The organism is Bradyrhizobium sp. CB1015 (assembly GCF_025200925.1).
Taxonomy (GTDB): domain Bacteria; phylum Pseudomonadota; class Alphaproteobacteria; order Rhizobiales; family Xanthobacteraceae; genus Bradyrhizobium.
The window spans coordinates 781,176-805,359 of record NZ_CP104174.1 but is presented as its reverse complement, the minus strand read 5'-3'; the positions used below and the strand labels follow the sequence as shown (position 1 = coordinate 805,359).

At 65.2% G+C, this 24,184-nt stretch carries 24 protein-coding genes; 17 read left to right on the top strand and 7 right to left on the bottom strand.

All coding sequences use genetic code 11. The features are described from left to right. The first annotated feature begins 89 nt into the window (after window positions 1-89). Together N2604_RS03600 and N2604_RS03595 are read left to right on the top strand one after the other, a co-directional pair. Complete coding sequence (locus tag N2604_RS03600; RefSeq protein ID WP_260373825.1) at window positions 90-659, top strand: YidB family protein; 570 nt, start codon at window positions 90-92, stop codon at window positions 657-659. A 35-nt stretch (window positions 660-694) separates the two neighbouring features. Next, entirely contained in the window at window positions 695-967 is a 273-nt protein-coding gene (locus N2604_RS03595; protein ID WP_172786583.1) for a GlsB/YeaQ/YmgE family stress response membrane protein, read from the top strand. 117 nt (window positions 968-1,084) lie between these two features. Here the strand turns inward: N2604_RS03595 and N2604_RS03590 are convergent, their stop codons facing one another. Then, complete coding sequence (locus tag N2604_RS03590) at window positions 1,085-1,870, bottom strand: SDR family NAD(P)-dependent oxidoreductase (RefSeq protein ID WP_260373824.1); 786 nt, start codon at window positions 1,868-1,870, stop codon at window positions 1,085-1,087. Window positions 1,871-2,116: 246 nt separating this feature from the next. Here N2604_RS03590 and N2604_RS03585 point away from each other — a divergent pair, with 246 nt between their 5' ends. The 3 genes from N2604_RS03585 to N2604_RS03575 are packed head-to-tail and all read left to right on the top strand — an operon-like array spanning window position 2,117 to window position 5,190. After that, a complete protein-coding gene (locus N2604_RS03585) occupies window positions 2,117-3,181 on the top strand; it encodes an acyl-CoA dehydrogenase family protein (protein ID WP_260373823.1) in 1,065 nt (354 codons plus the stop codon). A gap of 18 nt (window positions 3,182-3,199) precedes the next feature. Beyond that, window positions 3,200-4,360: an acyl-CoA dehydrogenase family protein gene (locus N2604_RS03580; protein WP_260373822.1), complete on the top strand. Its 1,161-nt coding sequence runs from the start codon at window positions 3,200-3,202 to the stop codon at window positions 4,358-4,360. 17 nt (window positions 4,361-4,377) lie between these two features. Next, window positions 4,378-5,190 carry an enoyl-CoA hydratase/isomerase family protein gene (locus N2604_RS03575; protein WP_260373821.1) on the top strand — a complete coding sequence of 271 codons (813 nt, stop codon included), beginning with the start codon at window positions 4,378-4,380 and terminating at the stop codon, window positions 5,188-5,190. A 207-nt stretch (window positions 5,191-5,397) separates the two neighbouring features. On the opposite strand, the gene N2604_RS03570 is transcribed toward N2604_RS03575, so the two are convergent. The 3 genes from N2604_RS03570 to N2604_RS03560 all read right to left on the bottom strand — a co-directional run bounded on the left by N2604_RS03570 (window position 5,398) and on the right by N2604_RS03560 (window position 8,287). Then, on the bottom strand, window positions 5,398-6,150 hold the full coding sequence (locus tag N2604_RS03570) for a hypothetical protein (protein WP_260373820.1): 753 nt from the start codon (window positions 6,148-6,150) through the stop codon (window positions 5,398-5,400). Continuing rightward, on the bottom strand, window positions 6,147-6,935 hold the full coding sequence (locus N2604_RS03565; RefSeq protein WP_260373819.1) for an enoyl-CoA hydratase: 789 nt from the start codon (window positions 6,933-6,935) through the stop codon (window positions 6,147-6,149). The genes N2604_RS03570 and N2604_RS03565 overlap by 4 nt, the downstream gene beginning before the upstream one ends. Before the next feature lie 146 nt (window positions 6,936-7,081). Continuing rightward, window positions 7,082-8,287, bottom strand: a complete 1,206-nt coding sequence (locus N2604_RS03560) for an ABC transporter substrate-binding protein (protein ID WP_260373818.1) — start codon at window positions 8,285-8,287, stop codon at window positions 7,082-7,084. Between the two features lie 304 nt (window positions 8,288-8,591). Here N2604_RS03560 and N2604_RS03555 point away from each other — a divergent pair, with 304 nt between their 5' ends. Then, window positions 8,592-9,392: a thermonuclease family protein gene (locus N2604_RS03555; RefSeq protein WP_260373817.1), complete on the top strand. Its 801-nt coding sequence runs from the start codon at window positions 8,592-8,594 to the stop codon at window positions 9,390-9,392. Window positions 9,393-9,523: 131 nt separating this feature from the next. Then, entirely contained in the window at window positions 9,524-10,915 is a 1,392-nt protein-coding gene (locus tag N2604_RS03550) for a M48 family metalloprotease (RefSeq protein ID WP_260376425.1), read from the top strand. Window positions 10,916-10,992: 77 nt separating this feature from the next. On the opposite strand, the gene N2604_RS03545 is transcribed toward N2604_RS03550, so the two are convergent. Both N2604_RS03545 and N2604_RS03540 read right to left on the bottom strand, forming a co-directional pair. Further along, a complete protein-coding gene (locus N2604_RS03545) occupies window positions 10,993-12,237 on the bottom strand; it encodes an MFS transporter (protein WP_260373816.1) in 1,245 nt (414 codons plus the stop codon). A 174-nt stretch (window positions 12,238-12,411) separates the two neighbouring features. Next, complete coding sequence (locus N2604_RS03540; protein ID WP_260373815.1) at window positions 12,412-13,659, bottom strand: MFS transporter; 1,248 nt, start codon at window positions 13,657-13,659, stop codon at window positions 12,412-12,414. 188 nt (window positions 13,660-13,847) lie between these two features. On the opposite strand from N2604_RS03540, the gene N2604_RS03535 reads away from it, so the two are divergent. Next, window positions 13,848-15,917 (top strand): prolyl oligopeptidase family protein, encoded by a 2,070-nt coding sequence (locus tag N2604_RS03535; protein ID WP_260373814.1) that lies wholly within the window; start codon window positions 13,848-13,850, stop codon window positions 15,915-15,917. A gap of 189 nt (window positions 15,918-16,106) precedes the next feature. Here the strand turns inward: N2604_RS03535 and N2604_RS03530 are convergent, their stop codons facing one another. Next, entirely contained in the window at window positions 16,107-16,778 is a 672-nt protein-coding gene (locus N2604_RS03530) for a class I SAM-dependent methyltransferase (RefSeq protein WP_260373813.1), read from the bottom strand. A 294-nt stretch (window positions 16,779-17,072) separates the two neighbouring features. Here N2604_RS03530 and soxX point away from each other — a divergent pair, with 294 nt between their 5' ends. The 9 genes from soxX to N2604_RS03485 all read left to right on the top strand — a co-directional run bounded on the left by soxX (window position 17,073) and on the right by N2604_RS03485 (window position 23,975). Further along, window positions 17,073-17,366, top strand: coding sequence for a sulfur oxidation c-type cytochrome SoxX (gene soxX / locus N2604_RS03525; protein WP_260376424.1), 294 nt, complete (start codon window positions 17,073-17,075; stop codon window positions 17,364-17,366). A 26-nt stretch (window positions 17,367-17,392) separates the two neighbouring features. After that, on the top strand, window positions 17,393-17,884 hold the full coding sequence (gene soxY, locus N2604_RS03520; RefSeq protein ID WP_260373811.1) for a thiosulfate oxidation carrier protein SoxY: 492 nt from the start codon (window positions 17,393-17,395) through the stop codon (window positions 17,882-17,884). A 15-nt stretch (window positions 17,885-17,899) separates the two neighbouring features. After that, the gene (gene soxZ / locus N2604_RS03515) at window positions 17,900-18,211 is read left to right on the top strand and encodes a thiosulfate oxidation carrier complex protein SoxZ (RefSeq protein WP_260373810.1); all 312 of its coding nucleotides are present in this window, start codon (window positions 17,900-17,902) and stop codon (window positions 18,209-18,211) included. Next, a complete protein-coding gene (gene soxA, locus N2604_RS03510) occupies window positions 18,211-19,074 on the top strand; it encodes a sulfur oxidation c-type cytochrome SoxA (RefSeq protein ID WP_260373809.1) in 864 nt (287 codons plus the stop codon). Before soxZ ends, soxA begins: the two co-directional genes overlap by 1 nt. Beyond that, on the top strand, window positions 19,071-19,376 hold the full coding sequence (locus tag N2604_RS03505; protein WP_260373808.1) for a hypothetical protein: 306 nt from the start codon (window positions 19,071-19,073) through the stop codon (window positions 19,374-19,376). The genes soxA and N2604_RS03505 overlap by 4 nt, the downstream gene beginning before the upstream one ends. Before the next feature lie 54 nt (window positions 19,377-19,430). After that, window positions 19,431-21,182, top strand: a complete 1,752-nt coding sequence (gene soxB, locus N2604_RS03500; protein WP_260373807.1) for a thiosulfohydrolase SoxB — start codon at window positions 19,431-19,433, stop codon at window positions 21,180-21,182. Window positions 21,183-21,322: 140 nt separating this feature from the next. Continuing rightward, complete coding sequence (locus tag N2604_RS03495) at window positions 21,323-22,360, top strand: MBL fold metallo-hydrolase (RefSeq protein ID WP_260373806.1); 1,038 nt, start codon at window positions 21,323-21,325, stop codon at window positions 22,358-22,360. Between the two features lie 86 nt (window positions 22,361-22,446). Continuing rightward, complete coding sequence (locus tag N2604_RS03490) at window positions 22,447-22,632, top strand: hypothetical protein (RefSeq protein ID WP_260373805.1); 186 nt, start codon at window positions 22,447-22,449, stop codon at window positions 22,630-22,632. A 134-nt stretch (window positions 22,633-22,766) separates the two neighbouring features. Further along, a complete protein-coding gene (locus N2604_RS03485) occupies window positions 22,767-23,975 on the top strand; it encodes an MFS transporter (RefSeq protein ID WP_260373804.1) in 1,209 nt (402 codons plus the stop codon). The last annotated feature ends 209 nt before the right edge of the window (window positions 23,976-24,184 follow it).

Sequence of the window (24,184 nt, the reverse complement as noted above, 5' to 3'; positions counted from 1 at the left end):
TTGTAACGGTCATGTCTGCCCCATATGTTTTCGCCCCGGGGGCAGTCAGCGGCGAGCGCTCGCCGAACGAGACGCCAAAGGAGAGCACCATGGGTCTACTCGACGTCCTCAACGGCATGCAGAACGGCCCGCGCGGCCCCTCTACGCCGAACTCAGAGAAATCCTCCGGCGGCATGTCGCCGATGACCATGGCGCTGCTCGGCCTGCTTGCCTGGAAGGCGTTCAAGCATTTCACGACCAGCCAGTCAGGCTCGGCGCCGCAACCTTCACCATCGCCCGCACCGCCACCGGTGAACGCGGGTGCAGGCGGCGGCAGCTTGAGCGACATGCTCAAGGGCGGCCTCGGCGGCCTGCTCGCGGGCGGCGCGGCCGGCACCGTGCTCAGCGGCGGGCTCGGCGATCTGCTTAACCAGCTCCAGCAGGGTGGCCACGGCGACGCCGCGAATTCCTGGGTCGGCAAGGGGGAGAACAAGCCGATCGCGCCGGGCGATCTCGCCAGCGCACTCGGTGCCGACCAGATCGAGAGCCTGTCCGCCCAGAGCGGCCTGTCGCGCGAGGAACTGCTCAACGGCCTCAGCCAATATCTGCCGCAGGTGGTCGACCATCTGACGCCGGATGGACGGCTGCCGACCGAGAACGAGCTCTCGGGCAGAATCTAGTCGGACCGACACGCTTTCGGAAGGGGAGCAAAGTCATGAGCATGGGCGGCCTGTTGTGGATCATTGTCGTCGGCTTCATTGCCGGCCTCATCGCGCGCTGGCTGGCGCCGGGGCCGAACAATCCGAGCGGCTTCATCCTCACCACCATCCTCGGCATCGCCGGCGCCTTCCTGGCGACCTTCGTCGGCCAGGCCATCGGGCATTACAGCCCGGATCAGGGCGCCGGCTTCATCACGGCCACGATCGGCGCAGTGGTGGTGCTGTTCATCTGGCACCGGCTGGTGGCGAGTGGCGTGATCAAGGGGTAGTCACCGTCATTCCGGGGCGCGCAAAGCGCGAACTATGGTGCGCAATTGCGCACCTGAGAATCTCGAGATTCCGGGTTCGATGCTAACGCATCGCCCCGGAATGACGTTCGTGTGGCATCACGTAACCAAATGCATCCCCGCATCCATGCGCACGACCTCGCCGGTCATGTTGCTGGAGGCCGGCATCGCCAGGAAGCAGACGAGCTGGGCGATGTCCTCCGCGGACGATGCGACCTTCAGCGGCACCTTCGCCATGACGCTGTCGCGCACCTGCTTGGCCTGCGCCTCGCCGCGGCCCTTGGTGAACCAGGGCGTGTCGATATAGCCCGGACACACCGTATTGACGCGGATCAGCGGCGCCAGGGCACGCGACAGCGACAGCGTCATGGTGTTGAGCGCGCCCTTGCTCGCGGCGTACGCAATCGACGAGCCGACGCCGCTGATGCCGGCGACCGAGGAGACGTTCACGACCGCCGACGGACGCCCCGATGCGTTGGCAGCGGCTTCGAGCAGGCTGCGCGCCGCGCGCACCATCTGGAACGGGCCAATGGTGTTGACGCCGTAGACCCGCTGGAAGTCTTCCGCCGACAAGCCGTCGAGATCGGCGTGAGCGACATGTTTGGTGGTGCCGGCATTGTTGACGAGGATGTCGAGCCGGCCCCAGCCGCTCGCTGCCGCGACGATCTTGCGGCAATCCTCATCCTTCGAGACGTCGCCTTGTGCGACCAGCACCTCCGCCGCGCCGGCCTTGCGGCAGGTCTCGGCCGTCGCCTCGGCTTCCTTCTGGCTCGACGAATAGTTGATGACGAGCCGCGCCCCGCTGCGGGCGAGAATTTCCGCAGTCGCGGCACCCAGCCCGGATGCGGACCCCGTCACGATTGCGCACAAGCCGTCTTTTGCCATCCGGATTTCCTTCCCCTGTATCTGGTGTAGCGTCCTGTTTAGCGAGTTTGCCGCGCCCTGCAAATCGAGCAAACTCCGCTAAGCGGAATTAGCATTTCCTGAAACCTGGCCCCATGCCGGCGCCGCAGATGGACCTGCGATCAACGCTTGTCAGGGCCATGGCTTTTTCCGATCATCGGGCGCAAGAAGAGACTGCGCACCGGCCGATCAGACCGGACGCGCCAATGGCAAAACACGGGGAACGCTGTGGCGGAGAGTGACAATATCGTCGTCGAGACCGCGGAGAAAATCTTCGCCGATCTCGCCGATCCGCAAACCATCAACAACGACAAGACGAATGCGTGGCAGGCGCCGCTGTGGCAGGCGCTGAGCGAAGCCGGCCTGCCGCTGTCCTGGGTGGCTGATGATCTCGGCGGCTCGGGCGCGAGCCTCGCCGACGGCTTTGCGCTACTCAACGCCGCCGGCCGTTTCGCGGTCGCGGTGCCGCTGGCCGAGACCATGCTGGCGGGATGGCTGCTGGCGCAGGCGAAGATCGCTTCGCCCGAGGGCGAGATGACGGTGCTGCCGGCCACGCCAAAGAACCGCATCAGCCTGGATGCCGACGGCGCGCTCTCCGGCCGTGCCCGCAGCGTGCCCTTCGCCAAGACGGCGAAACATTTTGCGGTGCTGGCGCACGGCAAGGACGGCGCTGTCATCGCGCTGATCGACGCGGCCAAGACGCGGATCGAGGCCGGACTCAATGTCGGCTATGACCACAGCGATACCGTCACCCTCGACAAGGTCCAGCCGATCGCCGTCAAGCCCGCACCGAAGGGCTTCGAGCAGACCCATCTGATGCTGATGGGCGGCGTCGCGCGCAGCCTGCAGATCGCGGGCGCCCTCGAATCCATGCTCGACATCTCCGTGCGCTACTCCAACGAGCGCGTCGCCTTCGAGAAGAAGATCTCGAAATTCCAGGCGGTGCAGCACAATCTCGCCCGCCTCGCCGGCGAATCCGCCGCGGCGCTCGCGGCCGCGACCTCAGCTGCCGACGCCATCGCGAATGCGAAATCTTTCAACGACGAGATCTATCTCGAAGCCGCCTCCGCAAAGATCCGCTGCGCGGAAGCTGCCGAGAAAGGCGGCGGTATCGCACATCAGGTCCATGGCGCGATCGGCTTCACCATGGAGCACATCCTGCACCGCTATTCGCTGCGCGCGCTGGCCTGGCGCGACGATTTCGGCTCGGAAAGCTACTGGGCCGTCGAGCTTGGCAAGCTCGTCGCAAACCGCGGCGCCGACGAATTGTGGCCGCTCGTGGCGTCGCGCTGATCAGGGGACGAGACAACAATGACCGCTGCCCTCCGTTTCGATCCGATCCGCCTGCCCGAGAAATGCGAGCAATTGCGCAAGGAAGTCCGCGCCTTCCTCGCCGAGGAGATCGCCGCCGGCACTTTCGATCCGCACAAGCCCAACCGCGAGGACACCGACGCGCCGGAATTTTCCCGCCGGGTCGGCGCCAAGGGCTGGCTCGGCATGACCTGGCCGAAAAAGTATGGCGGCCAGGAGCGTTCCTTCCTCGAGCGCTACGTGGTGACCGAGGAGATGCGCGTTGCCAACGCGCCGACGCGGCGCTTCTTCGTCGCGGACCGCCAGAGCGGGCCGGTGCTTTTGAAATACGCGCCCGAGCACATCAAGATGGACATCCTGCCGCGGATCTGCCGCGGCGAGATCTGCTTTGCCATCGGCATGAGCGAACCGAACTCCGGCTCCGACCTGTTCGCCGCGAAGACGCGCGCGACCAAGACCGACGGCGGCTATCTCATCAACGGCACCAAGATCTGGACCTCGTCGGCGCATATCGCCGACTACATGATCGCGATCTTCCGGACCTCGCCGCCGACCAAGGAAAACCGCCGCCACGGCCTGACCCAGTTCCTGGTCAAGATGAAGCAGCCGGGCATCAAGGTGAACCCGATCGGCCAGATCACCGGCCAGTACGAGTTCAACGAGGTCGTCTTCACCGATCACTTCATCCCTGACGATCACGTGCTGGGTGAAGTCGACGGCGCCTGGAAGCAGGCGACAAGCGAGCTCGCCTACGAGCGCTCGGGCCCGGAGCGCTTCCTCGAAACCTATTACGTGCTGACCGAGCTGGTCCGCGCGGTCGGCCCAAGTCCGGACACGCGCAGCGCCGAAGGCATCGGCCGCCTGGTCGCGCAGCTCCACACCATGCGGCGCATGTCGGTCTCGGTGGCCGGCATGCTCGAAGCCGGCAAGGAGCCGGTGGTCGAGGCCTCCATCGTCAAGGACATCGGCACGGTCTGGGAGCAGCAGCTGCCGCATCGCGTGCGCGATCTCGCTGCCTTCGTCGAGGAGACCGCAACCAACCGCGAGACCTTGGAGCGGCAGCTCGACTTCGCGATCAAGACCGCGCCGAAACTCACCATCCAGGGCGGCACCACCGAGGTGCTGCGCGGCATCATCGCCCGCGGATTGGGCTTGCGCTAATTCAATCGAGGATCATCATGAGCACCTACAAAGATATCGGCGTCGAGAAGCTCGGGCATGTCGGCACCATCGAGATCCGCCGTCCGCCGCTCAACTTCTTCGATATCTCGCTGATCAACCAGATCGCGGATGCGCTCGACGAGTTCGATCGCGACATCGAAATCCGTGCGTCCCTGCTCTCCGCGCAAGGCAAGGCGTTCTGCGCCGGTGCCAATTTCGGCGATCCGGCGCGGCAGGCCCAGGAGGCGCGCGAAGCCGAGAAGAAGGGCGATCCCGCCGACAGTCTCGGCCCGATCAACCATCTCTACATCCAGGCCGTGCGCATCTTCCGCGCCAAGAAGCCGATCGTCGCCGCCGTGCAGGGCGCGGCCATCGGTGGCGGACTCGGGCTTGCAGTGTCGGCCGATTTCCGCGTCACCTGCCCCGAAGCGCGCTTCTCCGCAAACTTCACAAAGCTCGGCTTCCATCCCGGCTTCGGCCTGACCGTGACGCTGCCCGAGCTGATCGGCAAGAACAACGCCGAGCTGATGTTCTACACCAGCCGCCGCGTCACCGGCGAGGAAGCCTACAAATGGGGCCTCGCCAACGAGCTGGTGCCGCAGGACCAGGTCAAGGCGGCCGCAATGAAGCTGGCCGGCGAGATCGCCGAATGCTCCCCGCTCGGCCTGCTCTCCACTCGCGCCACGATGCGCAATGGCCTCGCCGACCGCGTGATGGCCGCGACCAATCACGAGCTCGCCGAGCAGACGCGGCTGCGCGCGACGGAGGACTTCAAGGAAGGCGTGAAAGCCACGGAAGAGCGCCGGGTGGCGAACTTCAAAGGGCGATAGCGTCTCTTCACTTCGCCCCTTGTGACGTCTCAGCATTCTTGCTTGAGCGGCCGCACTATCCGACCCGTCATCCTGAGGCGCGGGCTGCGCGGTGCACAGCACCGTGCAGGGAGCCTCGAAGGATGAACGGCCCCGCCGGTGGCCGGCGCCCTTCGAGGCTCGCCGAAGAGGCGAGCACCTCAGGGTGACGAATAACAAAGAAGCAGATCAACTCACGCGGAACGTCACTCCGCCCAGCAAGAACTCGTTGCCCGCAACCGCGAGCCCCTTCGCCTTGGCGGTATGCAGCACCTGCGCCACGTCAGTGACTCGAAACTCCAGCGCGCTCATGATCTCGCTGGCGCCCTTCACGAAGCGAAAGGTCGCGTTGGGCAGCTTCAGTTCGGTGCCGGTCGTCGCGATTCCGATGATTCTGCCCCAATGCTCGGCCAGCCCTTGCGGATCCGGGCTCTGCATCTCCACCGCCGTCAGTGCCTCGGTCACATCCTTGCGGATGAATTTCTGCCAGTCGGGTCCCGCCGGCGGATACGCGCCCAAAATATCGTCGCTGCCGTCGGTGTGATTGAACTCGATGAAGGCGGCACGGCAGTCGCGGGGGTGGAGCTGCACGCCGTGATAGGGCGCGTGGTCGATGACGTTGGCGGTGCGCACGCCGAGCGCATTGGCGTTGCGGCCGCGCTCGTCCGGATCGTCGCAGCAGAAGATCGCCATGTAACCGCCGCGGCCGCCGGTCTTCTCGATGAAACGGCCGGCCGTGGTGCCGTGCTTGAACGGCGCGACCACCTCCAGCAGGATCGTGTCGACCGGGAGCAGCGCGTTCTCCAGACCGTATTTGGCGACATTGCCGTCGCGATAGCAGACGGCGAGGCCCATGATCCGGCCGATATCCGTGATGACGGGCTCGAGCTGCGGCGCGACCAGGCAGATCTGACGCAGCCGGATATAGGGCGCCGTGGTCATGCGCCCCTGAAGGTCGGCTTGCGCTTCTCGACGAAGGCCTTGGCGGCTTCCTTGTGATCCTCGGTGTCGCCGCAACGGGTGTGATGGATCGCCTCACCGTCAAAACAGTCTTCCAACGCCAGATGCTCGGCGTTGTTGATGTTGCGCTTGATGAAGCCGAGCGCGATCGACGGCCCCTGCGCCAGCGACAGCGCGAGCTCGTGCGCGGCGGCGTCGATCTCGGCGTCGGGCACGACCTTCGTCACCATACCGATCGCATGCGCCTCCTTCGCGGTGAGCACCGGCGACATCAGATAGAGCTCGCGCGCCCGCGCGCTGCCGAGCAGCTGGGTCAGGAAATAGGTGCCGCCGTAATCACCGGAGAATCCGACCTTGGCGAAGGCTGTCGTGATCTTGCAGGATTCGGAGGCGATGCGCAGGTCGCAGGACAGCGCCATCGACAGGCCGGCGCCGGCCGCCGCGCCGTCGAGCTGGGCCACGACGGGCTTCGGCATCTGATGCAGGATGCGCGAGACCTCCATGCCGCGGCGCAAGTTTGCGAGCTTCTGCTCGAACGGCAGCGGCGCGCGCCCCTGAGCCATCGATTTGACGTCGCCGCCGACGCAGAACGAGCCGCCGGCGCCCTTGAACAGCACCGCCCGCACCTCGGCATCATCAGCCGCGCGCCGTGCCGCCTCGACCAGCCCGGCGACCATCTCGGGGTTGAGCGCATTCTTCCGCTCCGGGCGATTCATGGTGATGGTGAGCAGCCCGCCTTCGAGCTTTTGCAGGACCATGTCGTTCATGGGGACGTCTCCCTTTGTTGTTTTTGAATCTCCGTCGTTCCGGGGCTCGCGAAGCGAGAACTCTGGTGCGCAATTGCGCACCTGAGAACCTCGAGATCCCGGGTTCGCTTCGCGCCCCGGGATGACGGCGTGACGAAGTCACGCCGTCACTTCTTCACCAGCGGGCAGCGCGACTGCTCCAGCGACTGGAACGCCTCGTTGCCGGGGACGGTGGCGAGCAGCTTGTAATCGTCCCAGCGGCCCTTGGACTCCGACGGCTTCTTCACCTCGAACAGGTACATGTCGTGGATCATGCGGCCGTCCTCGCGGATCTTGCCATTCTTGGCGAAGAAGTCGTTGATCGGCGTCTCCTTCATCACCTTGATCACCGCGGCGGCGTCGGTCGTGCCGGCCGCCTTCACGGCTTTCAGGTAATGCGTGACGGAGGAATAGACGCCGGCCTGCGCCGAGGTCGGCACGCGCTTGGTGCGCTCCATGAAGCGCTTGGCGAATGCACGCGTGTCGTCGTTGAGATCCCAGTAGAACGCCTCCGCGAGCAGCAGCCCCTGCGCGGTCTCGAGCCCGATCGAGTCGATATCGGTGACGAACGCGAGCAGCGGCGAGACCTTCTGGCCGCCCTTGGTGATGCCGAACTCCGCCGCCTGCTTGATGGCATTGATGGTGTCGCCGCCGGCATTCGCGAGCCCGATCACCTTGGCCTTGGAGGCCTGAGCCTGGAGCAGGAAGGACGAGAAATCCGAGGTGTTGAGCGGATGGCGGACGGCACCGAGCACCTTGCCGCCGGTCTTGGTCACGACGGCGCTGGTGTCCTTCTCCAGATCCTGGCCGAAGGCGTAGTCGGCGGTGAGGAAGAACCAGCTGTCGAGACCCGACTTCACCGCCGCAAGACCGGTCACGTTGGCCTGGCCGTAGGTGTCGAACACGTAGTGGACGGTGTAGGGACCGCAGGCCTCGTTGGTGAGACGGATCGAGCCCGGCCCGTTGAACATGACGATCTTGTTGCGCGCTTTCGCGATCTCGCCGGCGGCAAGCGCGGTCGCGGAGGCCGCGACGTCGTAGATCATCTCGACGCCCTGGTTGTCGAGCATGTCGCGGGCGATGTTGGCGGAGAGATCAGCCTTGTTGAGATGGTCGGCCGCCAGCACCTGGATCTTGCGTCCCAGCACCTCGCCACCGAAATCCTCGACCGCCATCTTCGCCGCAATCTCGCTGCCGGGGCCGGTGATATCTGCATAAAGGCTCGACATGTCGAGAATGCCGCCGATCTTCAGCGGCGGCTTGTCCTGGGCCTGTGCGGCGCTCGCATTGAGGGCAAACGCGGCGGCAAAAATGCCGGACAAAATACTCTTCATCGAAAACGACCTCCCTTATCGCGCCGTGCTCTGATGGCGGCTTGGCTATTGCTCTTGCCGCAATCATGCCGCATGCGCGAGAGTGCAGCAAGCGCGGGGTGCTGCAAGCGTACGAATGCCGCGCGCGTTTTCCGCAAAACGGAATGGCGAGAAGACGCAGGACGTTCCACGCCGATTGCGAGCGCAGCGAAGCAACCCAGAAATGCATCCGCGGAAAGAGTCTGGATTGCTTCGTCGCGAAGAGCTCCTCGCAACGACGGAGTATGACGAAGCCTCTTCGCGACCCACTACGCATGAGGTATGGTTGCCGCGCAATGCAACCTCTCCGGGTCACGTGACGCAACGGCTTCGCTTCATCGTCGCATGTCTTCTTGTCGCGAGTGGCTCGGCGCTCGCGACGCCGTGCCAGTTCGAGTCCCAAGGCGAAGGCCGCGTCGCTGCCGTCGTCGATGCGCGCAGTGTGCGGCTCGATGACGGGCGCGAGATCCGCCTCAGCGGCATCGCGCCGACCGCGACCACGAAGCAGGCGCTGACCTCGCTGCTCGCCGGCCGCGACGTGACGCTGCGAAGCGCTGACGACACGCCCGATCGCTATGGCCGCCAGAGCGCGCTGCTCTTCATCGGCGAAAGCGACATCTCGGTGCAGGCCATGCTGCTCGCCCGGGGCGAGGCCGTGGTCTCCGCCGAGATCGTGGACAAGGACTGCGCTGCCGCCTTGATGGCGTCCGAAGCCGCAGCCCGGCGGCAAAAAATGGGCAGCTGGGCTGACCCGTCGGCCATAAAAAACGCGGAAAGTCCGGACGATATTTTGGCGGAGATCGGGCGCTTTGCGGTAATCGAGGGCAAAGTCCTGTCCGTCCGGCAAGCTGGGGCGACGACCTACCTCAACTTCGGACGGAACTGGACACGTGGATTTGCCGTGACTATTTCAAGGCGCACACTGCCGGTATTCGAAAGCGCCGGAATTGCCCTTAAGTCCTTGGAGAATAGGCGTATTCGGGTCCGGGGCTGGGTTGAGGGGACGACGGGGCCGCGTATCGATGTGCGTCTCTTGGGACAGGTTGAATTGCTGGGCGCAAACGAGCCTACTGGGGTAAGGCCTTAACGGCCGGGCACGGGTTAATCGACGTGAATGGGGTGCTAGAACGGCACGGACTGGGTGATTGCCGCCGCCTGCGGGCTGCGCCGGCCGCGCTTTGCCTTGCGCTGGGCGGGCTTCTCGCCGGCTGCGGCGATATGGGCCGGTTCCAGACTGCGGCGACCCCGACCGCCGTCGCGATGCCCAAGCCGAAGCCCGCCGTCGCGCAAACCCCGGCCACAGAGAAGGAGCACGAGCGCATCCTGGCGAGCTATGGCGGGACCTATGACGACCCCAAGCTCGAATCGCTCGTCAGCAAGACCGTGGACCGGCTGGTCGCGGCCTCCGACCGGCCCGACCAGGGCTACAAGGTCACCATCCTCAATTCCGGCGCAGTGAACGCCTTTGCGCTGCCGAACGGCCAGCTCTACGTCACGCGCGGCCTGCTTGCGCTCGCCAGCGACACCTCCGAATTGTCCTCCGTGCTCAGCCACGAGATGGCGCATGTGCTATCCAAGCACGCGGCAATGCGCGAGGACCAGGCTCGCCAGGCCGCGATCGTTACCCGCGTCGTCACCGACATGAGCAACGATCCCGACCTCACCGCACTGGCGCTGGCCAAGACCAAGCTCACCATGGCGAGCTTCTCGCGCAAGCAGGAGTTCGAGGCCGACGGTATCGGCGTCGGCATCTCCGCCAAGGCGCATTTCGACCCGTACGGCGCAGCGCGCTTCCTGTCCGCGATGGAGCGCAATGCCGAGCTGAAGGCCGGCAAGAGCTCGCTCGATCCGCGCGCGCAGGATTTCACCTCGTCGCATCCGGCAACCCCGGAGCGCGTGCAGAACGCGCAGAACATTGCCCGCCAATACACGGCGCCTGAAGGCGCCGAGCGCGATCGCGAGAGCTATCTCGCCGCGATCGACAACCTCGTGTATGGCGAAGACCCCAGCGAAGGCTTTGTCCGCGGCCGGCGCTTCCTGCATCCGAAGCTCGGCTTCACCTTCCAGGCGCCGGACAATTTCACGCTCGACAACACCGCACAGGCCGTGATCGGCGTGCGCGAGGGCGGCGCGCAGGCGATGCGCTTCGACGTCGTGCGCGTGCCGGCCGAGCAGTCGCTCGGCGACTACCTCAACTCCGGCTGGATGGAAGGCGTCGAGAAGGCGTCGACCGAGGATCTCACCATCAACGGTTTTCCGGCGGCGTCCGCCACCGCCAAGGGCGACCAGTGGCAGTTCAAGGTCTATGCGCTGCGCTTCGGCAGTGACGTCTATCGTTTCATCTTCGCGGCACGGCAGAAATCGACCGAGAGCGAGCGCAACGCGCGCGAGACCGTCAACTCGTTCCGCCGCCTGACGCTGGAGGAAATCCAGGCCGCGCGCCCGCTGCGCATCAAGGTCATCACCGTGCAGCCCGGCGATACCGTGGAATCGCTTTCCCACCGCATGGCCGGCGTCGACCATCCCGCCGAGCGCTTCCGCGTGCTGAACGGCCTCGATCGCACCGCGCAGGTCAAGGTGCGCGATCGCGTGAAGATCGTGGCGGACTGATTGTTTTGAGCATGATCGTTTCGGAAAACCGCTACACACTTTTCCGGATCATGCTCTAACGCTACGCCAAGCGCGCCTCATCCCACTGAAGATAGCTTTGCCCGCGGCTTCCCCCGCACCATGATCAACGCCGCCGCCATCACCTGCAGCGCGATGCAGAGATAGAAGGGCAGCGCGTAGCCGCCCGAGAGATCGCGCAGGAAACCGACGACGCCGGGGCCGAACGCGTAGGTCACCTGGTTGATCGCGGTGTTGAGGCTGATCAGCACGCCGAAGGCGGCGGAGTCGAACTCCTGCTGCACGATGAGCGAGGGCAGCGTGATGAGGTTGCCGACCGAGAAGCCGAACACCGCGCAGGCCGCGATCAGCACGTACTCGTTGTGCAGGTTGATGACGACGAGAAGCGCGGCGGCCTGGCTGAGGAACGACAGCGCGGACGCGAGGCGCTGATCGAGGCGGTCGATCACCAGCGAGATCAGCACGCGGCCGACCACCGCCATCGCGGTCAGCACCGCGACGGCCACGGCGGCGCGCTCGCGTCCGATCACGGGATCGAGGAACGAGATCAGATGCACGATGAAGCCGACCTGGGCGAACAGCACCAGGGCGAAGGCGATCGTCACCGTGAGGAAGCCGACGTCACGCAGCGCCCAGGCGCGGATCTCCGTCGATGATTGCGGTTTTGCCTTCGCCGGCGCGTGCCAGCCGTGGCGATCGGGCGGGCGGCCGACGAGAAGGAGGATGACCGGCACGAGCAGCACCAGCATGGCGCCGGCGGCGGCGTACATCGCACCGGCAAAGCCGACATGGCCGATCAACGCCACCAGCAGCGGCACGCCGGCGATGCCGCCGAAGCTGGCGCCATTGAGCGCCAGACTGATCGCCATGCCGCGCTTCTCATCGAACCACAGGCTGATCGTGTTGGTGATCATGGCAAGACTGGTGCCGGCCCAGCCGAAGGCGAGCACGGCATCGGCGAGATAGAGCTGCCAAGGCTCGCGCACGGCGCCGACCGCGACCGCAGCCGCTGCCATCGCCAGCGTCCCGGCGATCAGGCTGAGCCGCGCACCGTATTTCCGCACAGCCTCGCCGACGAAGACGACCAGCAGCGCGCCGAACAGGTAGAAGAACGTGGTGCCGGAGGAGATCAGCGAGGCCGGCCAGCCCCGCGCCCGCTGCAGCTCGGCGACATAGACGCTCTGGCCATAGAAGCCGAGCCCCCAGCCGAAGGTCGCGAGCAGGAAGCAGACCGCGACGATGCGCCAGCCTTCGTAGCGGAGCGAGGATTCGTCGAGCGTGGGATGTCGAGGATTGTCGAGCATGTCGCCTACTCCGTCGTGCCCGGGCTCGTCCCGGGCATCCACGTTCTTCGATCCGTGCGCCTAAGACGTGGACGGCCGGGACAAAGCCCGGCCATGACGCATCTAATAAGTCGTCTCCGAAAATCACTTCGACCTGGATCGAAGTGTCAACGCTGCTGACAGCCTCTTGCCAAACTAGACCGCGTCGGGGAACTCGCCCATGGCCGCCTCCAGCCGCGCCTTGCGGCGGCGGGCCCAGGAGACCAGTGAGAGCGCGGCAAGACCCAGCATCACCGGCGGGAACACCACGAGGTTCACCGCGGACCAGCCGTAATTGGCCAGCAGCTGGCCCGACGAGAACGAGCCGATCGCCATCATGCCGAACACCAGGAAATCGTTGAAGGCCTGCACCTTGTTGCGCTCCTGCGGGCGATGCGTCTCCAGCACCAGCGCGGAGGCGCCGATGAAGGAGAAATTCCAGCCCACGCCGAGCACGATCAGCGTCGCCCAGAAATGCATCGCCGTGAGGCCCGAGAGACCGATGGTGGCGGCGCCCGCTTCCAGCAGCAGGCCGGCGGCGACGATCTTCGGAGCGCCGAAGCGCGCGATCAGCGTGCCCGTGAAGAAGCTCGGCCCATACATCGCAACGATGTGCCATTGCAGGCCGAAATTGGAATCGGACACGGACAGGCCGCACAGCTTCATCGCGAGCGGCGCCGAGGTCATGACCAGGTTCATCATGGGATAGGCGATGACGCCGCACAGCGCCGCCGCGATGAAGCGCGGCTGCGTCACGATCGTGAGCAGCGGCCGGCCGCCGTGCAGATCGGCCGGCGCGGGCTTCGGCATATCGACCCCGGCGACGATGCCCATCGCGATCAGCGCGACGGCGGCCTGCACCAGGAAGCTGAAGGCGAACAGATAAGGCTGCCAGATATCCATGGTCCATTGCACGAGCTGCGGACCGAGCACGCCGGCGAATACACCGCCCGCCATCACCCAGGACACGGCCTTGGGCCGGTAGGCCGCGCGGGCGCCGTCGGCAGCGGCAAAGCGATAGGATTGCGCCACTGCGCCGTAGAGGCCGCCGAGAAAGGTCGCCAGACAAAACAGCGCGAACGAGCCGTGCAGGATCGCGAACGAGCCGAGCAGGCCGGTGAGCGCGCCGAGGCCGGTGCCGATGACGAAGGCGGCACGGCGGCCGAAGCGGCGCGAGATCGCGCCGGTCGGCAGCGTGCCGGCAGCGAGCCCGACCACATACATCGAGATCGGCACGGTCGCGAACGACATGTCCGGGGCAAGCGTTGCGCCGACGATCGCACCTGTCGCAAAGATCACGGCCGAGTTGGCGCCGGTCAGCGCCTGCGCGGCGGCGAGGCGCACCACGTTGGCGCGCACGCGGGCATCGTCGGCGATCTCATTGGCTGCAGTCACGTCCAGCATCGGCATTTCCGCCCAAAGGGGCTCTGTTGATTTCGCGGCACTATGGAGGGGTGAGGGAGGGCCGGCAACCGGCGCAAACGGGCGCGGGCCATGCCCCTGACGCAATCGCTGCGATGATAGCGCTGCGCGACCTTGACGGCTTGCGCTCGATCAAATCCTATCCGCCGCGATCTTTCGGAGTTACGTTCATGTCCGTTGACGACAGGCCCACGCTTCAAGCTCCCGACGATGATCCCTGGCTGTGGCTGGAGGAGATCGAGGGCCGGCAGGCGCTCGATTTCATCGAGCGGCAGAACAGCCTGACGCTGCAGGCCTTCGGCGGAAAGGTCTTCGAGCACGACCGCGATCTCCTTGCCGCGATCTACGATCGTCCCGACAACATTCCCTATGTCAGCCGGCGCGGCTCCGATCTGCACAATCTCTGGAAGGACGCCGCCAACCCGCGCGGCCTGTGGCGGCGAACCAGGCTGGCGGAGTTTCGCAAAGCCGGTCCAGCATGGGAGATCATGCTGGACATCGATCAGCTCGCGCGGGACGAAAACGAGGACTGGCTGCTCGGCGGGATCGCCAGCACGCCGGGAAGCTCACGCGTGATTCTTAGCCTGTCGCGCGGCGGCAGCGATGCCGTGACGCTGCGGGAATTCGACATGGAGACGAAGCGCTTCGTCGTTGACGGCTTCACGCTGCCGGAGGCGAAAGGCGGCGTCGACTGGCTCGATGCCGACACGCTGCTGCTGTCGAGCGCTCATGGCGAGGGCATGGCGACGAGCTCGGGCTATGCGCGGACGGTTCGGCTGTGGCGGCGCGGTCGGCCGGTCGATCACGCCGAGGTCATCGCCGAGACCACCGCCGATCACATGGTTATCTATGGCATGAGCGACGACACCGGACCTGAGCCGCGGGTCTGGATCGTCGACCAGATCGACTTCTTCAACCACGCGATCTGGCTACGCAATGCGACGGGCGCGGTGATGAAGCTCGATCTGCCGACCGGCATCTGGCTGCAGGCCCATGGCGACTGGTTCGCGATGAAGCTGCGCAAGGACTGGACGGCCGGGGGGCGGACCTACGCCACCGACACCGTGCTCGGCATCTCCCTGTCGGCGTTCCTGAACGGCAGCCGCGACTTTACGGTGCTGTTCGAGCCGGCGCCGCGGCGCGCCTTGCAGGGCCTGTTCTGGGCGGCGGGCAAGCTCGTGCTTTCGATCCTCGACGAACTGCGCCCACGCTTCGAGATCTGCGCGCCGTCCGCGGCCGGCTGGAGCCGCGAGATGCTTCACGGCCTGCCGGGAATCGGCGTCGTCGATGTCTGGACGCTCGATCGCCATCCCTCCGAGAGCAATGGCGATCTGCTCGCCAATGTGCAGGATCCGCTGACACCGCCCGCGCTGCTGCTGATCGAGCGCGGCGTCACAAGCCCGGTCGTGCTGAAGCAGGCGCCGAAGACGTTCACCGCCGATGGGCTCGTGGTGACGCAGCACGAGGCGATCTCCGTTGACGGCGAGCGTATCCCCTATGTGCAGACCGGCCCCGCTGGCGAGACCGGCGATGCGCCGGTCTATATGAGCGCCTATGGCGGCTTTGGTCACTCGGTGAAACCGTACTACAATTCCTCGCTCGGCAAGCTATGGCTGGAGCGCGGCGGCACGATTGTGCAGGCGAATCTGCGCGGCGGCGGCGAGTTCGGCACGCGCTGGCACGATGCCGGACGGCTTGCCGGCAAGAAGCTCTCTCACGACGATTTCGCCGCCGTCGCCGCCGATCTCGTCCGCCGCGGTGTGACGAGCGCAAAACGCATCGCCGCGCAGGGCGGATCGAACGGCGGCATCCTCATCACCAACATGCTGGTGCGCTACCCCGAGCGCTTTGGCGCGCTGTTCTGCACCATCCCGCTGATCGACATGCGCCGCTACACCAAGCTGCTCGCGGGCGCGAGCTGGATCGCGGAATATGGCGATCCCGACAAGCCCGACGAATGGGAGTGGCTGAAGACCTACTCGGCCTATCACAACGTCAAGGCCGGCCAGTCCTACCCACCGATCCTGATCGCGACGACACGGCGCGACGACCGCGTCCATCCCGGCCATGCCCGCAAGATGGCGGCGAAGCTCCAGGCGATGGGCTATGAGGCCTGGTTCTACGAGCCGGCCGCAGGAGGCCACGGCTACGGCAAGGACAACAAGGAGCGCGCCGGCTTCGAGGTGCTGGGCTATCGGTTCTTGAAGGAGAAGATCGGGTGGAAGGATGGGGAAGCGTGACGACCTCTTGATTGCATCAGCCCGAGCCCGGCGGCCGGGTTCTTGCCTTTCCCGCTTGCGGGAGAGGCCGACGCGCTCGAAGAGCGCGGTGGGTGAGGGCTTTCTCCTCTCGGGGAGTATCCCATTGCGGAGTCACCCTCTCCCCGACCCTCTCCCGCAAGCGGGAGAGGGAGCGCACCTCTGGCGTAGCTATCGCGCAAACACCAGTGTCAGATTGTTCGCGGGCATCTCGATCGTGTCGACGAGACCGAGGCCTGTCGCCTTCGCCAGCTTTGCGAGGTCGACGACGTCGCGCACGCCCCATTCGGGATTGCCTTCGCGCAAGGAGGTGTCGAACACCGCGTTGCTGATCGCGGTGTGCTTGCCGTCGCGCTTGAAGGGGCCATAAAGGAACAGCTTGCCGTCGGGGCGCAGATAACGGCCGGCGCCGGCGAACAGGCCTTCGGCCACGGCCCAGGGCGCGATGTGAATGACATTGGCGCAGAACACGGCCGCGAGGCTGGTCGGCCCCTCCCCGCTTTTCATTTCCGGGCACCAGTCGGGATCGGTGAGGTCGATGCGCAGGGGTGGGCGGATGTTCGGCAGCCCTGCATGCACGCGCCAGGCTTCGATGCTCTTGAGATGGCGCTGGTTGAGATCGCTCGGCCACCAGATCAGGCCGGGCGTGTGGCGGGCGAAATGCACCACGTGCTGCCCGGTTCCACTGCCGAGTTCCACGACGTTGCCGGTCGCATCCGCGAGGTGCTTTTCCAGCGCTGCCCAGATCGGTTCGTGATTGCGATGGAAGGCCGGCGCATCGAGCCGGCCATCCGGCTCGACCCGTCCGCCATCCCTGCCAAATTCGACGACATATTCAGCCAAGTGACGTCCCCAAAAAATGCGAACCAGAAAAGAAGGCCAGAAGGCCAAACGTCCGAGAATAATTTGCTAGTCCGCGTCCATCCGAATGAAGGAACTATCTTGTCGGTTGCAATGCGGAGGATATTAACCCCATTTTGCCGCGTGCATAGTCTTGATTGTCAGGCGATGCCCTTTGTGCTTTTGAACAATTCCGTAAATGAGATCATCGAGATAACGTTCCGGGACGATCCCTTGACCGCCTTTCCTTGCAAGCCCGCTTTGCTTGTTGCGCTGGCCCTCCTCGCCGGCGCGGCCATGGCCCCGGCGGGGGCACAATCCACCGTGACGGAGGGCCAGAAGCTCGCCTTCGACCGCGGCAAGGGCAATTGCCTGACCTGCCATGTCATCAAAGGCGGTGACCTGCCGGGAACGATCGGACCGGAACTGAAGGACATCAAGTCAAAATACCCTGATCGCAGCGAGCTCACCGCGATCATCTTCGATGAGACCAAGCGCAATCCGCAAACCATGATGCCGCCGTTCGGCCGGAACCGGATTTTGACCGAACAGGAGATCGACGCGATCGTTGATTTCCTGCAGACCCTGTAACCGCCGGCGGCCCCTGGAGACTTGAGATGACCACGACCACGCGGCCTCACCCGACGCGGCGCCTGATCCTTCAGGGCGCAGCCTCCGTGGCTCTGCTCGGCCTCGGCAATCTGCCGTTCGCAGCCGCGCCCGCGCGCGCCGCGGCGAACGACAAATACCCGGAAGAGGCCTTCAGGCAGAAGAGCGAGGCCGACGCGATCAAGGCGCTCTACGGCAAGACCGCCGAACCGTCGGACAAGGTCAAGCTGGATGCGCCGGAGATCGCCGAGAACGGCGGCGTCGTGCCGATCTCGGTGACCACGACGCTGGACAAGGTCACCTCGATCTCGTTCTTCGTGGCGGAGAACCCGAGCGCGCTGGCGGCCAGCTACAAGATTCCCGATGGCACGATCCCTGCCGTCGCCAACCGGCTGAAGATGGCCAGGACCACCAAATTGACCGCGATCGTGGAGGCCGACGGCAAGCTCTACAGCGCGACCAAGGAGGTGAAGGTCACCGTCGGCGGTTGCGGCGGCTGAGCGAGGCAGTTCGACATGGCATCCAGCATTCGCGTACGCGCAACATCGAGCGGCGACATCACCGAGGTGCAGGCGCTGATCCAGCACCCCATGGACACCGGCCTCGTCAAGGATTCCAAGGGCGAAGTGATCCCGGCGCATTTCATCCAGCAGCTGAAGTTCGAATGTAACGGCAAGGACGTGTTCGTCGCCGATTGGGGCACTGCGGTCTCCAAGGATCCCTATGTGAAGTTCAGCTTCAAGGGCGCCAAGAAGGGCGACGAGCTCAAGATTTCCTGGACCGACAACAAGGGTGGATCGGACACGACCACCGCGAAGATCGCGTGATGAAGGCCCGCATCCACCTCCTGCTTGGCTCGCTCAGCGCCGCGCTCGTCGCGTTCGCGCTCGCCTCGCCGCGCGTGATCGCTGCCGACAAGGTTGATCCCGTTGCTGATGCCAAGGCGTTCCAGAACTTCTTCTTCCAGAAGTTTCCGAACGTGAAGCACGAGGATTTCGTCAACGGTCCGTATTCCATGAACGAGGACATGAAGCGGCAGTGGCAGGAGAAGGAGGAATTCCCGCCTTACGAATTCGCGCTCGATGCCGGCAAGGAGATGTTCTCGACCCCGTTCAAGAACGGCAAGACCTACGCCGACTGCTTTCCGAACGGCGGCATCGGCATCCGCCAGAACTTTCCGTACTTCGACACCGGGGAAGGCAAGGTCATCACGCTGGAGCTCGCGCTCAACCGCTGCCGCGAGGCCAATGGTGAGGCACCCTATTCCTACGTCAAGGACGAGATGGCCTCGCTCACCGCCTACATGGCCTACACTTCCCGCGGCAAGCCGATGGACATCAAGATCCCCGACGATCCCCGCGCGCTGGCGGCGTTCGAGAACGGTAAGCGCTATTTCTACACACGGCGCGGCCAGATGAATTTCTCCTGCGCGAGCTGCCATGTGCAGAGCCCGGGCGAGCGCATCCGCGCCGAGACCCTGGCCCCGGCGCTCGGCATCCTCAACGCAATGCCGATCTACCGCTCCGAATGGAGCGGCATGGGCACGACCAGCCGCCGCTTCGTCACCTGCAACAGCCAGACCCGCGCGGTTCCGCTGGAGCCGCAGTCGGATGAATATCGCGACGTCGAATATTTCCTGTCCTACGTCGCCAACGGCCTGCCGATCTCGGGACCGGGAGCACGGCCATGAAGCGGTCACTTAGCTTGGCCATGCTGCTCGCCTTAAGCCTTGCGCCATCCGCGCGCGCGGCGAATGAGGCGGACTACAAGGCGGCCTATGCCGCCGCCGAAGCCGTCTCCAAGGAAGCGGCCGGCATGCGCAACCAGTGGACGGTGACCGTATCGGCGCTCGCGGCAGCGAAGAAGGCTGCCGATGGCGGCGATTTCGACCGTGCGGTGGCCGCAGCCAGGGAGGCCGAAGCGCTGGCGAAGGCGTCGATCTTCCAGGCTGGTTCCGAAAAAGAAGCCTGGAAAGCGATGGAAATCCGCTAGACTGCTCCGCGGTGAAACAGTCCGGCGACCACGAGAGGCGCGGAGAATTCTTGGATGGCGATCCGCCGCCGCGATTTCCTGAAAAGTGCAGGCCTTGCCGCCGCAACGTTCAGCCTGCCGCGGCTGGCCCGCGGCACTGAGACCGCCGGCATCTACGACCTCGAGCGGTTCGGCAATGCGCGGATCCTGCACATCACCGACACCCATGCGCAGCTCAATCCGGTCTATTTCCGCGAGCCCAGCGTCAATATCGGCATCGGCGAGATGGCGGGACGGCCGCCGCATCTGGTCGGTCGCGCCTTCCTGGAGCGGTTCGGCATCCGGCCCGACAGCGCCGATGCCTATGCCTTCACCTGCTTCGAGTTCGAGAAGTCCGCAGGCCGCTTCGGCAAGCTCGGGGGCTTTGCCCATCTGAAGACGCTGATCGATCGCTTGCGCGCCGATGTCGGCGAGAGGCGTTCGCTGCTCGTCGACGGCGGCGATCTCTGGCAGGGCACGGGGCTTGCCAATGTCATGCAGGGCCGCGACATGGTCGAGGTCGCCAATCTGCTCGGCATCGAGGCGATGACGGGGCATTGGGAATTCACCTATGGCGAGCAGGCGCTGCGCGACAATCTCGAGCGCTTCAAGGGCGAGTTCCTGGCGCAGAACGTGTTCCTGACCGAGGAGGCCGCGTTCAACGACGCCCCCGCCTTCGACAAGGCCATTGGACGCGTGTTCAAGCCTTCTGTCATCAAGGAGCTCGGCGGGCATCGCATCGCGATCGTCGGCCAGGCCTTCCCCTACACTCCGATCGCGCACCCCAAGAGGTTCACACCGGACTGGAGCTTCGGCATCCGCGAGGAGGAGCTGCAGAAGCATGTCGATGCCTTGCGCGGCACCGACAACGTCGATGCTGTCGTGCTGCTGTCGCACAACGGCATGGACGTGGACCTCAAGCTGGCAAGCCGGGTCACCGGCATCGACGTCATTCTCGGCGGCCACACCCATGATGCCGTGCCGCAGCCTATGCCAGTGAAGAATGCAGGTGGCACGACGCTCGTCACCAATGCCGGCTCCAACGGGAAATTTCTCGGTGTGCTCGATCTCGCGCTCGACAGCGGCAAGGTCAGCGATATCAGGTACCATTTGCTGCCGGTCTATTCGGAGCTGCTGAAACCCGATCCGGCGATGGCCGAGCTGATCGGCCGGGTCCGTGCGCCGCACGTGGCCGACTGGTCGGAAAAGATCGCGACACCCGACCGGCTGCTTTATCGCCGCGGCAATTTCTCCGGGCCCATGGACGAGCTGATCTGCACCGCGCTGCGCACCGAGCTCGATGCCGAGATCGCGCTGTCGCCGGGCTTCCGCTGGGGCGTCACCGCGCTGTCCGGCCAGGCCATGACCATGGAGGATCTGCTGGCGGAAACCGCGATCACCTATCCCGAGACCTATGTGCAGGAGATGACCGGGGCCCAGATCAAGGACCTGCTCGAAGACGTCTGCGACAACCTCTTCAATGCCGATCCCTACTACCAGCAGGGCGGCGACATGGTGCGCGCCGGCGGGCTCAGCTACACCTGCACGCCGGACGCTGCGATCGGCAGCCGCATCTCGGAGCTGAAGCTCGGCAGCGGCAAGGCGATCAGCGCCAGCCACCGCTACAAGGTGGCGGGCTGGGCCTCGGTCAACGGCCAGCAGGGCGCGCCGGTGTGGGACGTCGTCGGCAAATATCTGCGCTCGGGCCGGATGCTTCAGGAGCGACTCGGCTCCGGCGTGACGCTGAAAGGGGTCGAGGGCAATCCGGGCATTGCAGGACTGGGATGATGCGGCCGCAGCTCTTGTCCGCGACCATGCTGGCTGCAACAAGAATTTTCTAAATTTCTTTGTTCATGCAGTGAATTACTTCTCTTTCGGACCCATACCGTAGTAGAATCTTGGAAGTCAGTTCCAAGCCGGGTCCTGCCATGATCTTCCGCCAGCTCTTCGACAGCGTTTCGGGCACCTACAGCTATCTCCTCGCCAGCCGCCCCGGCGGCGAGGCGCTGATTCTCGACCCTGTGCTGGAGAAGGTCGACCGCTATTGCCAATTGCTGCGCGAGCTCGACCTCAAGCTGGTCAAGGCGGTGGACACGCATCTGCATGCCGACCACGTCACCGGCCTCGGCGAGCTGCGCGACCGCACCCATTGCATGACCGTGATGGGCGATCAGACCAAGGCCGACGTCGTCGCCATGCGGGTGGCCGACGGCGACAAGGTGACGATCGAGGGCCTGTCGCTCGACGTGATGTACACGCCGGGCCACACCGACGATTCCTATTCCTATTTGATGGGCGACCGCGTCTTCACCGGCGACACGCTGCTGATCCGCGGCACCGGCCGCACCGATTTCCAGAACGGCTCGGCGCGCGCGCAATACGATTCGATCTTCAACCGTCTCTTGAAGCTGCCGGACGAGACGATGGTGTTTCCGGCCCACGACTACAAGGGCGACACCGTCTCCACCATCGGCGAGGAAAAGCGCTACAATCCGCGGCTCCAGGTGCGCTCGGTCGACGAATATGTCGAGCTGATGGCCAACCTGAAGCTGCCCAATCCGAAGATGATGGACGTGGCGATCCCCGCCAACATGCATGTCGGCCTGCATCAGGAGGAGCTGGAGAAGGAAGGCCGCGCGCTCAGCGCGATCGAGGCGATCCGCAGCCTCGGCCGGCCCGACATCTTGCTGGTGGACTTGCGCGAGACCAATGAGCGGATGAAGCACGGCATGCTCGAAGGCGCGCTGCACACGCCCTATCCTTCGGTCGAGGAGAGCCTCAAGCCCGGCGGCATGCTGCGCGAGGTCGTGGCCGCAACGGGGCGCCGCGTCGTGTTCTTCTGCGCCTTCGGCGAACGCTCGGCGATGGCGGTTGCGGCTGCAAAGAAAGCGGGGCTTCTCAACAGCGCGCATATTGCCGGCGGCATCGATGCCTGGAAGAAGGCAGGCGGGCCGGTGGTGCACTGACGACCTCGTCGCCCCTTGAGATAAATCGGACGCCGCACATATGTGGCGGGTACATTCGGATGCAGCATCACCATCCGGGATCAGCCATGGCCAAGACCGAGAATAAGACCGCCGGGAAGACGACCGACAAGCCGAGCGAGCCGCCGAAACAGGGGCAAGACAAGGCGAGGAAGTCCTCGCCCCGGCGCGAGGTCGATGACGACGATTACGAAGACGGCGACATCGCGACGCCAAAGCGCGACCGCTATGGCCCGGACGACGAGCCGTTGTGAGCGTTGTGAGGATGTGAGCTCGCCTCACGAACGGTGAGCCCCACCCGCACTACCTGCCATGCGCCTGCGTTCATGGACAAATAACCGCCCTCCCCGATAGTTTGCCCGTCCATCGGGAGTGAAACGGAACTGCAATGGTCGACGTTCTCGCCGCACCGCAACAAGGCAAGGCGGACAGTGCGCTGCGCACGCTCACCGGGATCTCGATCGCGCATTGGGTCAGCCATTTTCATCTGCTGGTCCTGCCGATGCTGTTTCCGTTCCTGAAGGAGAAGCTCGGCGTTGGCTATGTCGAGCTCGGCTTCTCGCTGACCACGCTCGCCGTCGTCTCCGGCCTGACGCAGGCGCCGATCGGCTATCTCGTCGACCATTTTGGCGCGCGCAAAATCCTGCTGATCGGGCTGACGCTCGGCGGCTGCGCACTGATCCTGCTCGGCCTGCACCTCAGCTACGCCGTGCTGATCGCCTGTGCCGTGCTGCTCGGGCTCGCCAACAGCGTCTATCATCCCGCCGATTACGCGATCCTGGCCGAGCACATGGACGAGGCGCGGATGGGACGCGCCTTCTCGGTCCACACCTTTGCCGGCTATCTCGGCGGCGCGGTGACGCCGGCGATCGTGGCGGCACTGGTCACGGTGTGGGGCGGCGTCGGCGCACTGATCGCCTCCGGCGCGATCGCCATTCTGGTGGCGGTGCTGCTGGTGGCCATGGGCATTCCCGAGGCGGGCGCGCACAAGAAGAAACCAGGCAGCGAAAGCGCGCCGAAGCAGGCCGTGATCACGCCGGCACTGATCACGCTGACCGCGCTGTTCATGCTGCTCAGCCTGTCGGTCGCCGGCATCAACAATTTCGGCGTGGTGGCGCTGATGAGCGGCTACGGCACGTCCTATTCGATCGCCAATGTCGCGCTGACCGCGTTCCTCGCCGCAAGCGCCGCGGGCGTGCTCGCCGGCGGCTTCCTCGCCGACCGCACCGCGCGTCACGGCTATGTCGCCGCGGCCTGCTTCGCCGCCAATGCGGCCATCGTGCTGCTGATCGCGCTGGTGACGCTGCCGGGCTGGGCCCTCACGGCGACGATGGCGACCGCAGGCTTCCTCTCCGGCGTGATCGCGCCGTCGCGGGACATGCTGGTGCGCAATGCCGCGCCTGCGGGTGCCGCGGGGCGCGCCTTCGGCATCGTCTCCACCGGCTTCAACCTCGGCGGCATCGTCTCACCGCTGCTGTTCGGCTGGATCATGGATAGAAGCGCTCCGCATTGGGTGTTCGGCGCATCCGTGATCTTCATGCTGGCGACGGTGGTGCTGTCGCCGTTCACGGAGCGGCGGCCGGCGAAAGCAGATTGAGCCGTCGGTATCGCCACAAATTCAATTGTCGTCCCTGCGAAGGCGAGCGAGGCGGCCGCTTACCCTCCCCTGGAGGGGGAGGGTCGATCGCGCGTAGCGCGAGCGGGGTGGGGTGATCTCTCCTCTCGGGCACTGCTGGATGGGGGAAACACCGTCACCCCACCCCGCTACGCATTCCGCTTCGCTACATGCGCAGCGACCCTCCCCCT

Excerpts from the sequence above, each read along its gene's own strand:
- soxB (WP_260373807.1), top strand. The coding sequence starts at position 19,431 with ATGGCGATCCGCCGCCGCGATTTCCTGAAAAGTGCAGGCCTTGCCGCC.
- N2604_RS03495 (WP_260373806.1), top strand. The coding sequence starts at position 21,323 with ATGATCTTCCGCCAGCTCTTCGACAGCGTTTCGGGCACCTACAGCTAT.
- N2604_RS03550 (WP_260376425.1), top strand. The coding sequence starts at position 9,524 with ATGGGCCGGTTCCAGACTGCGGCGACCCCGACCGCCGTCGCGATGCCC.
- N2604_RS03485 (WP_260373804.1), top strand. The coding sequence starts at position 22,767 with ATGGTCGACGTTCTCGCCGCACCGCAACAAGGCAAGGCGGACAGTGCG.
- N2604_RS03580 (WP_260373822.1), top strand. The coding sequence starts at position 3,200 with ATGACCGCTGCCCTCCGTTTCGATCCGATCCGCCTGCCCGAGAAATGC.
- N2604_RS03565 (WP_260373819.1), bottom strand. The coding sequence starts at position 6,935 with ATGAACGACATGGTCCTGCAAAAGCTCGAAGGCGGGCTGCTCACCATC.
- N2604_RS03505 (WP_260373808.1), top strand. The coding sequence starts at position 19,071 with ATGAAGCGGTCACTTAGCTTGGCCATGCTGCTCGCCTTAAGCCTTGCG.
- N2604_RS03570 (WP_260373820.1), bottom strand. The coding sequence starts at position 6,150 with ATGACCACGGCGCCCTATATCCGGCTGCGTCAGATCTGCCTGGTCGCG.
- soxZ (WP_260373810.1), top strand. The coding sequence starts at position 17,900 with ATGGCATCCAGCATTCGCGTACGCGCAACATCGAGCGGCGACATCACC.
- soxY (WP_260373811.1), top strand. The coding sequence starts at position 17,393 with ATGACCACGACCACGCGGCCTCACCCGACGCGGCGCCTGATCCTTCAG.
- N2604_RS03560 (WP_260373818.1), bottom strand. The coding sequence starts at position 8,287 with ATGAAGAGTATTTTGTCCGGCATTTTTGCCGCCGCGTTTGCCCTCAAT.
- N2604_RS03590 (WP_260373824.1), bottom strand. The coding sequence starts at position 1,870 with ATGGCAAAAGACGGCTTGTGCGCAATCGTGACGGGGTCCGCATCCGGG.
- soxX (WP_260376424.1), top strand. The coding sequence starts at position 17,073 with ATGGCCCCGGCGGGGGCACAATCCACCGTGACGGAGGGCCAGAAGCTC.
- N2604_RS03535 (WP_260373814.1), top strand. The coding sequence starts at position 13,848 with ATGTCCGTTGACGACAGGCCCACGCTTCAAGCTCCCGACGATGATCCC.
- soxA (WP_260373809.1), top strand. The coding sequence starts at position 18,211 with ATGAAGGCCCGCATCCACCTCCTGCTTGGCTCGCTCAGCGCCGCGCTC.
- N2604_RS03600 (WP_260373825.1), top strand. The coding sequence starts at position 90 with ATGGGTCTACTCGACGTCCTCAACGGCATGCAGAACGGCCCGCGCGGC.
- N2604_RS03575 (WP_260373821.1), top strand. The coding sequence starts at position 4,378 with ATGAGCACCTACAAAGATATCGGCGTCGAGAAGCTCGGGCATGTCGGC.
- N2604_RS03490 (WP_260373805.1), top strand. The coding sequence starts at position 22,447 with ATGGCCAAGACCGAGAATAAGACCGCCGGGAAGACGACCGACAAGCCG.
- N2604_RS03545 (WP_260373816.1), bottom strand. The coding sequence starts at position 12,237 with ATGCTCGACAATCCTCGACATCCCACGCTCGACGAATCCTCGCTCCGC.
- N2604_RS03595 (WP_172786583.1), top strand. The coding sequence starts at position 695 with ATGAGCATGGGCGGCCTGTTGTGGATCATTGTCGTCGGCTTCATTGCC.
- N2604_RS03540 (WP_260373815.1), bottom strand. The coding sequence starts at position 13,659 with ATGCTGGACGTGACTGCAGCCAATGAGATCGCCGACGATGCCCGCGTG.